We start from the raw sequence: 12,156 nt of genomic DNA, 5'->3' as shown, positions 1-12,156 counted from the left end.
GTTTTACAAAAAGGCGTTAAGAAAAATAAATGGTTTTTGTCCTGCGACTGGCGTTAGGTGCATGAGACAACGCGGTTTAGTGCGCACCATCGCGCCTTGGGCCGGAATAAGTCACCTTGCGGTGTTGCAGTGAAGACATGGGTGGCGTCTATCGACCCTCCGAGACCGGAATACGTCACCCTTCCTCCTACGGACTTTAGAGTGCACACGGAGCGGGCCGGAATCCGTCACATTTCGACCATGATTTTCGGAGGCATTTTTAAGGCAGGCCGTATTCCGTCACTTTTTTCGTTCTTCGAAACTCAGAAAATAGATCACGCGTGTGTTCCCAGAGGCAATGCCCTAGGCGTGAAGCGGCACAAGACGTAGGGCCGCATGTGCGCTCGCGCAGTGAAAAAGAAAATCTCAGTCCGCGATTCGATGCACTTATGCCTGCTCGCGCTCGCCCCTGGCAATGCGTGCCCCGATTCTGCGGCAGCCGACGCCGGCGGTTAAACGAGCGAATCTTGCAAAGGTGACGGGATGCGGCCTAAGGAGTCAGCGTTCGCGAGGGCGATCTCTTTGCGGTCTCTCTCCGACAACCGCTTCAGCGTTGCTTCAGCACCGCATTGTTCAGAGATTACTTGAAGTTAACCAGGTACATGAGTATTCTCCCGGTTGCGAGTAATTTTCAAGAAAACTGGGATACATCTCAATAACCTGGATAAGGACGAACCGTGAACGCACCCGACCTTTCGCTGATGCGAATGCCGGAGGCCGAGGAGGAGGTCTCCGTCGATGATTTGGTCGAACTGTCGAACCAAGCTGGCGATGTGCTCGATAAAATCCGCGACGCAATGCTTGAGCCCTATCCTCGCAAAAAAGCGCCCGCCTTCACGAGCGCAACGTTGGCCAATCTGTGTGGGATCGATAAGCCGCGCGTGAAATATCTCAGCGGCAAGGGCGATTTGCCGGTCGGCACGTCCACGGGTGCTGGCCGCGCCAAGGTCTTCACGCTGGAAGAGACAATAACGTGGATCAAAGCCACCTCGAAGCGCACTGATCGTCCACAAGGCGCGCGCGCGCGCGTGGTCTCGATCGCCAACTTCAAAGGTGGCGTAACCAAGACGACTACGGCAGTTTCGATTGCCCAAGGGCTCACCCTGCTAGGACGCAAGGCTCTGCTCATCGATTGCGATCCGCAAGGCTCCTCGACCCAGTTGTGCGGTTATGCGCCGGAGACCGAAGTCACCGACGAATCGACTCTCCTCCCTCTGTTCTACGGCGAGCAGTCCGACGTACGGTACGCGATCCGCGAGACGTATTGGCATAACCTCGATCTCATCCCTGCTCGAATCGCGTTGTCGGACGCTGAATTTGAGGTGCCTGCGAAGCTACTGTCAGATCGGAAGTTCGAGTTCTGGGACATTCTCAACAAGGGGCTCAAGCCGGTCCTGCAGGATTACGACGTCGTCGTTATCGACACGCCACCAGCGCTGAGCCAGTTGACGACGAACGCTTTAGTGGCCGCCGATGCGATTCTCCTGCCCTGCCCTCCGGAAGGCATGGATTTCGCCAGTTCCACCCAGTTCTGGCGGCTGTTCTCGGAGGTTGCCCGGCGGCTACCGAATGTCAAGGACGACAAGCGTTACGACTTCGTCAAGGTCATCATGACGAAGGTGAAGAGTACTGAGCTTTCCCGCGTTGTCCAAGGATGGTTACACAAGGCATACGGTGCGCGCGTCCTGCCTATCCTCTTACCGGAGTCAGGCATTCAGGTCAGCGCGGCGGCCATGCTCTCGACAATCTACGACGTTTCCAAGTCGGAGGTGAACAGCTCATCGTACGCTCGCATTCGTCAGCCCTTCGACCAACTGACTGAATATCTTGACAGCCAGCTCGTCAGAGCGTGGGCGAAGGAGGTAGCTTAAATGAGCATGGCGAAACGCATGGCGGAAAGGACGAGCAACATCCAAGCGGAATCGCCCAAACGGCCACCTGCCGCTGAGGTTCCCCGAACCTCGAGCGGACGCTTACTGGACGTTCAGTTGCGGGTCAATGAAGCGATTGACCGCGCCGAGAGTGCTGAAGCAAAAGCTGCGAACGCCGAGGCGGCCCGTCAGATAGTCGAGCAGTCCCTGGCTGATGCACGCAAACAACTGGAAGCGCTTGCGACGTCGTCATCGAGCGCGGCCAATGATATCGATATCAGCACACTCGTCGAGGTCGACGGACGGCGTCGCACGCTCTCCGCCGATGAGTACGCCGAGCTCCGCGCGAATCTATCGGCGAGCGAGCTCATGCACCCGATCGTCTACCGACCTTTGGGCGACGGCCGAAACGAACTTATTTCTGGCCACAACCGTGTATCGATCTATCGGGAACTGGGCCGGGATCGGATCAAGGCCGTACCTTTCGCTGGTTCGCAAGCGGAAGCGGAAATGGGTGCGGCATTCTCGAATCTCTTGGCGCCCTCGCTTCCGGACTTCGAGAAATATCGGCAGTTTGTTCGCATCCGGGATCTTTCAGGACTGGCGCAGACGGACATCATCCGTCTGTCCGGTCTGACGCAAGGCCACGTTGCCCGCATCTTCTCGTTTGCGAATCTCCCGGCGGAAGCAAAAGAAATGATCGCGAAGACCCCGCATCGTCTTGGCGGCAACGCTGCTCAAAAGCTAGCAATGCTGTCTGAACAGGGACACACCGCATTAGTTGTCGACGCGGTAAGAAAGTTAGTAGAGGATTCAACGCTCACGCAAGAAAAGGCCGTGGCCCTTGCATCACCGAAGACACAGAAATCCGCCGCACCTCCGATTCATACGTTCAGTCGAGGAAAGCGCAAGGTCTGCGATATGTCGGTGCGCAGCGGGGTGATTGCGCTGCGCTTCAATGGAAAAGAGGGCGAGACTGTAGCAAGCGAATGGAGCGAAAAGATCGCGGAGTATATCCGCGCTCACTTACTCGGTGGGGGGTAACATTCTTTTAGAATGGGTATGAAAATCAACTAGTTAGTGAAAAATCTGTTTCCGCTTGGTCGAGGCCATTCTTTTAGAATGTTTCTTAAATACATCGACTTATCGAAAACGATGATGCTGAAAAAAAGGCCTTCGGCGTCACCCGAAGGCTTTTTTTGCGCCATCATCTTTCGCGGTTGCTCGACCAACCTGCTCGAGCACTTCCCAGCGACTTCGCGTCGCGCACACCGAACCGCGCCGGCGCATTCGCCTCGTCTTCTCTGCCGTTGCTTGTACTGTTAGTGCTGGCAACCATTTATGGCAACGGGTGCCGTGCGTGTTCATCGATCAAGCGCTCCATCCGTGCGAACCTTCTATCATGGTCGTTGCGACGAGCGACAACGTCAACTCCCGTTGGCGATCGATGAGTTCCGATGGCTTTCGGCCGCAGAGCGCGGGCTGCGGCCTCTCAATCCACTCGCATAGCCACCGGCAGCGTCGAACTCGTTCGCACCTTCCGCCGTATTTTCTCCAACGATTTCCTGCGTGACCATGCCGGCCGCGGACCTGGCACCGGCCACGTATCGCGAGGGGTAGTTCGGATTATTGCGCCGTGCGGGCCGATGTCGGCTGCGCGATCGCGGGCGATGAATAAAATGCAACTACCCGTCTCTCTCCACCCGTCCCAACCTACCCCACAGGATCGCCTTAGCACCTGCTCCTAAAGATATAGGCTTGCATCGCGACGACCGGGTCACACGGTCACTCTTCGTCGGACAACCGGAGTATCCAGCTCGATGCCGGTCAACGGAGGTATCGCCACTTTTCATGCGCGGTTCGGCACAATGAAAAGCGCCCACATGGGCGCGATCGCACCGCGGATCAGTGAGGACTTGGAGTTACCCAAACAAGAGGGACCTCATGCGGCGGCGCTCGGTCGACGACGTGCTGGCCTGCCTCGGCGACATAGAAGTGTCGATTGCCGCGGTCGAACAGGCGATAACGCGTCTGCGACTCGCTTGGCGCGCCTACCCGAGAACGACGAGCCGGGCATCTCGCCTTGCTGGAAACGCTGCAGGCGTACCAGGCGTGCGTCCAGCTGCTACTCAAGCAACAGGCAATCGCGCTGTGGGCCTCGAGACGATCCGACGGCATTGAGGCCGAGCACAGTAGACCGGAGTCAGAAGCCCGCTAGAGGCGTTAGAAGGACGGGCGGTGCGACCCGCCGTGCGAGGCCCATCCGATGCACAAAACCGGTGTAACTGCCGTTGTCATCAAGGCTGTAAGCCGAGCTTTCGTGATGGACCGGCGTCCTCCCGCTTGTCAACGGCCTGCCGCGAGCATCATCCCTTTCGAAGGCACTAAAGCAAAGAAAGTCGTCGGTGACTTTTTCGTCAGTTGCCTTGCCGGCGTCGCCCGGTCAAGATAGCGAACGGCGGTCGCGACGGCGGCGCCGCGTTCAACTTTCAAGGTCAACAAACATGGCAACGGGTACGGTCAAGTGGTTCAACGATGCAAAGGGTTTCGGCTTCATCACGCCGGACGCGGGTGGGGATGATCTGTTCGCGCACTTCTCGGAGATTCAGTCCAACGGCTTCAAGAGCCTCGCGGAAGGGCAGAAGGTGACTTACGAAGAGAAGATGGGTCCGAAGGGCAAGCAGGCGGCGAACATCAAGCCGGTGTAAGTGACTGCGCCTCGGTGATCGAGCGGTCGTCGGGGCGTCGACAGGCAGGGCAGAGGCGGAAACTTTGCCTGCTGCAGGCCAAAATCCGGCAAATGGAAAACCCGGCCTTGTCTGCTAATGATGATTCACAGGCAAACGCCGGGTTGCGTCAAGCCTGATAACGGCTATTATCGGGATAGCGTTTCAGGGGTAAAATGGGGCGTTTCTGATTTACTAAAGAGGGGAGAGGGCCGTGGTGCAAGGCTTGCCGCCGGATCACGACAAAAACGACGAGTCGACCGGCTTTGAGCGGTGGCCCGCCGAAGCGCCGACCGCCGCGATCGCGCGCGTGGTGCTGCAGCTCGACGAAGCCATCACGCTCAAGCGCCGGGCCGCCGCCGCATGGCTGACCGCGCACGGTAATGTGTTACCGGCGTTGCCCATCCGACCGTCGCGCATGGAGCTCGCCGTGTTTATGGCGCTCGCCGAGACCTATGGGACCGCGGTGGTCGACGCGCCGCGTTTTCTGCCGGTGCTGGACTTCATCGCCGAGTGCGGGGCGGTGAAGCTGGTGCAGCGGGTGATGTATGGCGAGACGCGTGCGACGGCGGGCACGCCGACATGGGTCGAGTCGGAAAACGAGCGCTTCGCCGGACTGTTGCGCGAGGCGCAGGTCGCCTTTGAATTCCTGTGTGGGACCCGGCCCGAAGTGTTCCTGGCGCAGGCACACAACGCCTTGCAGGGTCTCCTGCAGGCGCCCCCGATGCCGCCGGAGCCGCCGACGCCGCCGCAGCCCCCGCTCGAATCGGAGGACGGAGAACGCGACGATGGCTGAGCGCGTCACCGCCGCCCGGCCCGCCCAAAAAGCACCCCCGGTGGCTGCCCCGAAAAAGCTCACCGCAAAAACGCGGCGCGCCCCGGAAAAGCTCACCGAGCGCCTCACTGTCGAGCGCGGCTATACGACCAAGGATTTCACGGCGCTGCGCGCCTACGTGCAGCGCATCCCGCCGGCGGTGATCGCGCGCACCTACTACGATCCCGATGAAGACCCGCACGCGGCGACCCCCGGCGCGATGGAGCGCCATCTCAATACGATGCTCGACGCGCTGGTGGCGCTCGCGCTGGCGCACGGGTCGACCGCATTGGCCGATCACCTGCGTGCGTCGATCCGGCAGCACGGGCGGCCGTTGCTCACGGCGGTGACCTTCCGCATGGTCGCCGACGCCGCGCAACTCGCCGCTGCGCCGCCGCATGCCGATCACCCAATCGGCGCCTGGCTGCGTCCGCGCGTGGCGCGGCGGTTGAAAGGCGAGGGGCTGGCAACGCTCGGCGAACTGGTGGCATTCTGCAATCGGCGCGGCGCCAGCTGGTGGCGCTCGATTCCGCGCATCGGCCCGGGGCGCGCGCGCGCCGTCGTGAGCTGGCTACGCAAGCAGCAGATGTCTCTGCAACTAGCGATCGAAGCCGACGTCGACTCCGAGGAACAGGACGGCGTGCCGCGGATCGCGGCCGAACTGGTCGAGGTGGCCCCGGCCGTCAAGGTGACGGGAAGCGGCCTAGGCGGCGGTCGGGACGGCAGCGAAGAGTCTCCAAGTCGACTCACGTTGGCGCCGCTCGAGCGCCTCGCCGTGCCGCGCGCGCTTTCCGGCGCCCATGGCGAAAACCGCTCGGCGGCGTTCTGCTATATCCAGGCGAATCATGATCTGGAGGCGGTGCGCGCGTACCTGAATCGCTTTCGGGATCAGCCGAAAACACTGCGCGCCTACACCAAGGAGCTCGAGCGCTTTTTGTTGTGGGCGGTGGTGTTGCGGGGCAGGGCGCTCAGTGACCTGCGGGTCGACGACTGTGAGGCCTACAAGGACTTCCTGAAAAGCCCCGACCCGCGTTTCGTCGGCGAGCGTTTCCCGCGGCACTCGCCGCGCTGGCGACCGTTTGCCTTGACCAAGTCTTCTGTCGCGGGCGACGGCAAGACTTCGCTGTCTGCGACGCTTTCACCCGACTCGCAGCGCTATAGCGTTCGGGTGCTGCGCACGGCGTTCACCTGGTGGGTCGATGTGCGGTATCTGGCCGGCAATCCGTGGAAGGCCGTTAACGATCCGGCGGTGATCAAGCGCGAGCGGGCGATGAAGATCGAACGCGCCTTGCCTGCCAATCTGTGGCGCAAGCTGCGTGACGAACTCGATCAGCGCTCAACAGAAGAGGGCGTCGAGCAGGGACGACAGTCAGCGTCCGGCGTGCAGTGGCGGGCCGTGCGTGCAGCGATGCTGTTGATGGGCGATTCCGGTCTGCGACGCGAAGAAGCCGCGAGCGCCCGGCGCGAGCATCTGCGCCCTTCATCTTTTGGGACCCTCGAGCGGCCGGTGTGGGAACTGACGATTGTCGGCAAGGGCCAGCGCGAACGCACGGTGCCGGTGAGCGCCGCGACGCTGAACGCGCTGCGCGCACATTGGCTGGATCGGACTCAAGATTTCGACGGCGCAACCGAAGAACACAAACAGAGCGGGCCGCTGCTGAGCCCCGTCGTCATTCCGTGGACCGACGCGTCACGCCGGCGACATCGAGCTGGACAGGGTGGGGAGAGGCAGCCTGCGACTGAGGCGGGCTACACCGCGGATGGACTGAACCGGCTGATTAGTCGAATGGTCACCGAACTCGTTGAGACGATGGACAACTTGAGCCTGGATGAACGAATGCGGCTGGGGCGAGCCAACGCGCATGCGTTTCGCCACACCTTCGGTACCCAATCGGTCGCAGAGGAGGTGCCGGTGGATGTCGTGCAGAAGGTGCTCGGTCACGCCTCGCTGCAAACGACGACCATCTATGTCCAGGCCGAAAAACAGCGCGTGGTCGAAGAGGTGGCTCGCTACTATGCCGGCGTCGCCACGCATAAGACGGGGCAATGAGCAGCGCCTCCGTCACTGCACGCCTAGAAAAATCTAATCGCTTTCCGGCGCTTTCTTGTGCACTTGCGCGCCGGAACACAGGAAAAACACGATGACGGACAAAGAAATTAACCTGCGCGCCGGACTGGCCGCGTTCTCCGATGTGGATCGCGTGGTTGCCGTGAACCTCGATCAGTTTGATCCGCTGAACTCGCGCGAGGATCTGATCAGGTTGCTGGTCGAGACCGGTATCTCGTTTTCGCGCCGCAGCGACGATGCTATTGCAGCTGAGGACGGGGGGACCCACGTGGATATCACGATCAAACGCGGTGATGTCGTTTCCGCCGCCGTGCGAGCCGCGTGCGAACTCGCGGCGAGTTGGATCGATGACAACGATGTTCAGGCGTGGAAAGTCGCAACGGGGCGATTCACGCGCTGAGGACGAAGAAGCCGAGCCTAGGGACCTGCTTTCGATCTTCGCCGAGGAAGAGGGCTCCTAGGCTTATCAGAACGGCAAATCGTCGTCATCACTTTCCTCGGGTAGCGCGCCTGCGGGTAAGGGCAGGTTCGCTACGATGAACAAATTAAGGATATCCTCGCGGTCCATGAACATCACCTGGCTCCGCTTCGTCGCGTCGAGCTTGTTGCCCAGCCAGTTCCTTGCCGCTTTGGTAATCTCGCCGCCGGCAACGATGAAGGCATGGTCGACAAGGACACGCTTGCCGATCTCTGGATCGAAAATCTCATGGCCGAGCATCATGCAAACTTGATTGTAGATCTCCGCGATATTGGCGTTCTCGCCCTTGGTAATTCCTGAAGCGTCGAGTTTTCTCCTCTTTGCCTGGATGCCGAAGTACAGGACGTGTTGCGTCGGCAGGGCAAATTTCATCCAGATGTCCTTGCCGTACTCGAGCGCTTTGTCCTTGTGACCTGCAGCCGTGATCCGGTGAAAACCAAGCTGCCTGAAGAGCGGGAGAAGGACTTCTTCGATCAGTTCGTCCTCTGAAGCCCCGTCGAGATACGCGACCAGTTGCTCGCGTCGCTTCACCTCGGCCGCCGAAAAAGGCCGGTGAGGATTGGCCGCGGTCATTGCCACTGTATTCGTCGCGAGATGACGCAAGTAGCATTTTTTGTCATCGGCATAAAACGGCTCAAATCCCTCACGTGCTAGTGCGAGTATCAGCATCGCCAGAGCTCCCGGCCGATCATGGCCTTCGTTGCACGCGTCGGACTGGTCCATCAGCGTCTCGATCACGCGCGCGAAAGTATCTGGTGGTGCGTTCGGGCCGGCCTGCGGCTCCGAAAGGATACAGCGCAGGGTCTCAGCGACCCAGTAGTTCCGGGTAGTGCCGTCATGCTCATAGTCCGTGTCGCAATCCATGAAGAACTCAGTAAGACGGCTGCTGCTTCGATACTGAAATAAGGAGGTCTCCGATGGAAAATTGCCGCAGATCATGTCGGCGATTTGCATGAGAGTGCGCTGCTTGAACTGCATCTTTTTGTCCTTTTTGCTGCTACGCAGTTATAGATGACTGGAATTGTTCGGAGAGATCGTTCGCGAAAGCTGCATCGGCGGCTGCCGAACGGAATGCTTAAGAATATGACAATATGCCCGCGCCCGGTCATGGTCTCTTGCATTGCCGGAAGAAGGCGGTCAATGGTGAAGGCAGAACAACGAATGCGAGGAACTTCCATGGATCGTGAAACCCTTCTCGGGCACATGACCGCGGCACTTGGCGCGATCGAGGATCCCCGCTTCTACCAGACCGAGCGCGGATTTCAAGGCGAGCTGCTGGCCGAGCTGAAAAAGGCCATTCCTGCAGAGTTCCTGCCGGAAAAAGCCGTCGTTGAGCAGGAATACCAGAAGCATTTTGAAAGTCACGGTCTGAAGATCCGGCCGGACATCATCGTCCACGAGCCGTTCGACGAGAACCGCCACGGCTCACGCCGGGACGGTAATCACGCCGTCGTCGAGATCAAACGGGCGGCGACACCAAAGAAATCCGCCGATGATTTTGAGAGCCTGATCAACATGATGGAGCTTCTGAACTACCGGTTCGGGATCTTCATCAACATCGCGTCCGAGGCCACGAGGGCCGAGCAGGTCCCAGCGGAATGGCGCGACCGGATCGTTTGTTTCGCGGTCAGCCTACGGGACGGCCGACCTCATGTGATCCGGTCCGAGGCTTAACTCAGAAGAGAGGTGGTGATGTTGATGAAGATAGCGACGGGGCGCAGCGTTTTGTACGAAGCGCGAACGCACGGTGCCGATGAGCGCCGCGACGCTCAATGCGCTACGGGCCCATTGGCCTGACCGGGCCAAATTCGACGGCGCGACCGAGGAAGACAAACAGAGCGTGCCGCTGTTGAGTTTCCGTCGTGATTCCGTGGACCGACGCGTCACGCCGGCGACGTGCCGCGGGGCAGGGCGCGGAGGGTGACGATGGGCAGCCTGTGAAAGAGGCGGGCTAAACCGCCGACGGACAGAGCCGGCTGATTAGTCGAATGGTCACCGAGCTGGTCGAAACGATGGACGACCTTAGCCTCCATGATCGAATGCGGCTCGAGCAGGCGAACGCCACGCGTTCCGGCATACGTTCGGCACACAATCTATCGCCCATGAGGTGCCAGTCGATGTGGTTCAGGAGGTGTTGGACCACGCGTCGCTTCAGACGACGACGACTTACGTTCAAGCGGAGAAAAGTCGGATGCTCGAGGACCTCTCGGGCTATTACGCTCGTCTCGGAGCATCGACAGGCTAAACGCTTGGCTGGAAGCGTTGTTGGTGCGGCGGCCCGGGCGCCGTGTTGACTGTATCGATATCGCGACACCTTTCCGAATGTCCATTTTTTCCATTACAATTGAGGTCCCAAAAGTGGACATGGAGCATTGAATGCCTGCAGTGGTGTACCAAGAGCCTAAGGAAGTCGAAACGCGACTTTCCGCACTGGGACTAACGCGCGAAATTCTGATCGACATCGTTACTGCATGCGTGGCGGGCTACGCTGGTTGCACGGACAATGACCCGCCGGGCGCGCCTGGGTATTCGTCGTGGCGGTTTGGCGTTCGCCGCAGTCGCGAGCTGCTCCGTCCGCTTGGCTGGCTCATGGACAACACAGGGGGTTACGCGACCTGCCTGAACCGTGAAAAAAAGTTGCGGCTTGCAATCATGAACGCGGATGAAGGCGCAGGCGTCCCCGACCGCGTTCCGCAGAACCGCTCGCGAAAGGGTCCCAACTCCGTTCGCGCAGCGTTCAACAATCGACAGGTTTATCAGTACACGTTGCCCAGCGCCGACGATTGGCTGGTGCCTGAAGAGAACGAGGGGATTACAGACCTTGACGAGTACGCCACCTGGCACGTCTGCGTATTCATCAAAGGCGACAATGTTCAAGCCGATCTATCGCTTCTCGGTGACTTTGACGGTGGTTACGCGTCCGAATGTCTTGAGAAAGTCATCCTCGTGGCGCCTGGTGAATGGAATGCCCCTGTTCGAGATCAGAACAGCAGCGACGATGATGATCTCGATACGTTCGTGATTGATGTAACTCGCAAGTAAGCATGTTTAATCCTAGTCGATTTAGTCTCGCAAGGCGGCGACGCAGGTTCACCAAAAAAGCCCTCGCGGAAGCGCTAGGCTGCGATCAAAAGACCGTTATTCGCTATGAGAATGGCGAGGCGGACCCGCCGGAAAGCAGTCTAGTTGCACTAGCGAAGGTGCTCAATTTTCCGGTGGCGTTTTTTACCAGCGACGATATTGACGAGCCTCAACCGCATGCAGCGAGCTTCAGATCGATGAGTACGATGACGGCACGTGAGCGCGATGCTGCGCTGGCCGCAGGTGCCTTCGCATTTGTCCTCAATGATTGGGTGGATGCGCGCTTCAATCTTCCGTCGCACGAACTCATCGACTGCAACGACAGTCCCGATCCAGAGGGTGCGGCCCGTGTGCTTCGCGAGAAATGGAGTCTAGGCGAGCGACCGATCACGAACATGGTGCACCTCCTTGAATCGAAGGGAGTCCGTGTGTTTTCGCTGGCCGAAAACACCAAGTCTGTCGACGCTTTCTCTATGTGGAGGAAGGAAACACCGTTTGTTTTCTTGAACACGTTCAAGACCTCGGAACGAAGCAGGTTCGACGCAGCGCATGAGCTTGGCCATCTTGTGCTTCATAAGCATGGTGGTCCGGAAGGTGGACGCATCGTCGAGGACGAGGCTAATCGATTCGCGTCTGCCTTTCTGATGCCTGAGGCAGATGTGAAGGCACGCTTGCCGCGCATCAATGCATTGAATCAGATTGTCGAAGCCAAGAAACGATGGCGCGTGTCGGTGGCAGCGCTGAACTATCGCCTGCACAAACTGAAAATCACAACCGATTGGCAGTATCGCACTTTCGCAATACAGATCAGCGAACGCTTCCGTCAGACCGAGCCCTACTCCGTGGATCGTGAAACTTCGGTCATATGGAATAAGGTGCTCATGATGCTTCGTGCCGATGGTTTGACGAAGCACTCGATTGCGAGCGCACTTGCATTGCCGGTTGCAGAGTTCGAAAACCTCGTATTTGGACTTGCGAACTTCCAAAGCGTAGAGGGCGATGCGGTGGCCCGCGGGAAAAGCAAGGCGGATCTGCGCCTTGTTTGAATGAATTAGTACCAGTCGTTAACCAATAGACAA

Annotated in this window: 10 protein-coding genes and 1 pseudogene; 10 read left to right on the top strand and 1 reads right to left on the bottom strand. The window is 59.2% G+C overall.

Annotated features, from left to right (window positions below):
• Positions 1-716 precede the first annotated feature (716 nt).
• The 6 genes from ACEN42_RS43110 to ACEN42_RS43085 all read left to right on the top strand — a co-directional run bounded on the left by ACEN42_RS43110 (position 717) and on the right by ACEN42_RS43085 (position 7,918).
• Positions 717-1,910, top strand: coding sequence for a ParA family protein (locus ACEN42_RS43110; RefSeq protein ID WP_371885114.1), 1,194 nt, complete (start codon positions 717-719; stop codon positions 1,908-1,910).
• The gene (locus ACEN42_RS43105) at positions 1,911-2,954 is read left to right on the top strand and encodes a ParB/RepB/Spo0J family partition protein (RefSeq protein ID WP_371885113.1); all 1,044 of its coding nucleotides are present in this window, start codon (positions 1,911-1,913) and stop codon (positions 2,952-2,954) included. It begins immediately after the preceding gene.
• Between the two features lie 1,460 nt (positions 2,955-4,414).
• The gene (locus ACEN42_RS43100; protein ID WP_371885112.1) at positions 4,415-4,618 is read left to right on the top strand and encodes a cold-shock protein; all 204 of its coding nucleotides are present in this window, start codon (positions 4,415-4,417) and stop codon (positions 4,616-4,618) included.
• A 232-nt stretch (positions 4,619-4,850) separates the two neighbouring features.
• The gene (locus tag ACEN42_RS43095) at positions 4,851-5,432 is read left to right on the top strand and encodes a hypothetical protein (protein ID WP_371885111.1); all 582 of its coding nucleotides are present in this window, start codon (positions 4,851-4,853) and stop codon (positions 5,430-5,432) included.
• On the top strand, positions 5,425-7,500 hold the full coding sequence (locus ACEN42_RS43090; protein ID WP_371885110.1) for a phage integrase family protein: 2,076 nt from the start codon (positions 5,425-5,427) through the stop codon (positions 7,498-7,500). Before ACEN42_RS43095 ends, ACEN42_RS43090 begins: the two co-directional genes overlap by 8 nt.
• Positions 7,501-7,591: 91 nt before the next feature.
• Positions 7,592-7,918, top strand: a complete 327-nt coding sequence (locus ACEN42_RS43085) for a hypothetical protein (RefSeq protein WP_371885109.1) — start codon at positions 7,592-7,594, stop codon at positions 7,916-7,918.
• A gap of 66 nt (positions 7,919-7,984) precedes the next feature.
• Here the strand turns inward: ACEN42_RS43085 and ACEN42_RS43080 are convergent, their stop codons facing one another.
• Positions 7,985-8,974: a hypothetical protein gene (locus tag ACEN42_RS43080; RefSeq protein WP_371885108.1), complete on the bottom strand. Its 990-nt coding sequence runs from the start codon at positions 8,972-8,974 to the stop codon at positions 7,985-7,987.
• A 198-nt stretch (positions 8,975-9,172) separates the two neighbouring features.
• On the opposite strand from ACEN42_RS43080, the gene ACEN42_RS43075 reads away from it, so the two are divergent.
• From ACEN42_RS43075 to ACEN42_RS43060, 4 genes and pseudogenes are all read left to right on the top strand, one after another.
• Complete coding sequence (locus ACEN42_RS43075) at positions 9,173-9,670, top strand: hypothetical protein (RefSeq protein ID WP_371885107.1); 498 nt, start codon at positions 9,173-9,175, stop codon at positions 9,668-9,670.
• 397 nt (positions 9,671-10,067) lie between these two features.
• Positions 10,068-10,241: pseudogene (locus tag ACEN42_RS43070) on the top strand (tyrosine-type recombinase/integrase); the annotation flags it as partial.
• A 131-nt stretch (positions 10,242-10,372) separates the two neighbouring features.
• Positions 10,373-11,038, top strand: a complete 666-nt coding sequence (locus ACEN42_RS43065; RefSeq protein ID WP_371885106.1) for a hypothetical protein — start codon at positions 10,373-10,375, stop codon at positions 11,036-11,038.
• 2 nt (positions 11,039-11,040) lie between these two features.
• Entirely contained in the window at positions 11,041-12,123 is a 1,083-nt protein-coding gene (locus ACEN42_RS43060; RefSeq protein WP_371885105.1) for an ImmA/IrrE family metallo-endopeptidase, read from the top strand.
• The last annotated feature ends 33 nt before the right edge of the window (positions 12,124-12,156 follow it).

The organism is Caballeronia sp. S22 (genome assembly GCF_964261745.1).
Classification (GTDB): domain Bacteria; phylum Pseudomonadota; class Gammaproteobacteria; order Burkholderiales; family Burkholderiaceae; genus Caballeronia; species Caballeronia jiangsuensis.
The sequence above is the reverse complement of the archived record's forward strand: the minus strand, read 5'-3'. Positions and strand labels throughout refer to the sequence as shown.

What these genes read in the sequence shown, in the direction of transcription:
- ACEN42_RS43105 (WP_371885113.1), top strand. Translation starts at nt 1,911, where the DNA reads ATGAGCATGGCGAAACGCATGGCGGAAAGGACGAGCAACATCCAAGCG.
- ACEN42_RS43100 (WP_371885112.1), top strand. Translation starts at nt 4,415, where the DNA reads ATGGCAACGGGTACGGTCAAGTGGTTCAACGATGCAAAGGGTTTCGGC.
- ACEN42_RS43090 (WP_371885110.1), top strand. Translation starts at nt 5,425, where the DNA reads ATGGCTGAGCGCGTCACCGCCGCCCGGCCCGCCCAAAAAGCACCCCCG.
- ACEN42_RS43085 (WP_371885109.1), top strand. Translation starts at nt 7,592, where the DNA reads ATGACGGACAAAGAAATTAACCTGCGCGCCGGACTGGCCGCGTTCTCC.
- ACEN42_RS43080 (WP_371885108.1), bottom strand. Translation starts at nt 8,974, where the DNA reads ATGCAGTTCAAGCAGCGCACTCTCATGCAAATCGCCGACATGATCTGC.
- ACEN42_RS43075 (WP_371885107.1), top strand. Translation starts at nt 9,173, where the DNA reads ATGGATCGTGAAACCCTTCTCGGGCACATGACCGCGGCACTTGGCGCG.
- ACEN42_RS43065 (WP_371885106.1), top strand. Translation starts at nt 10,373, where the DNA reads ATGCCTGCAGTGGTGTACCAAGAGCCTAAGGAAGTCGAAACGCGACTT.
- ACEN42_RS43060 (WP_371885105.1), top strand. Translation starts at nt 11,041, where the DNA reads ATGTTTAATCCTAGTCGATTTAGTCTCGCAAGGCGGCGACGCAGGTTC.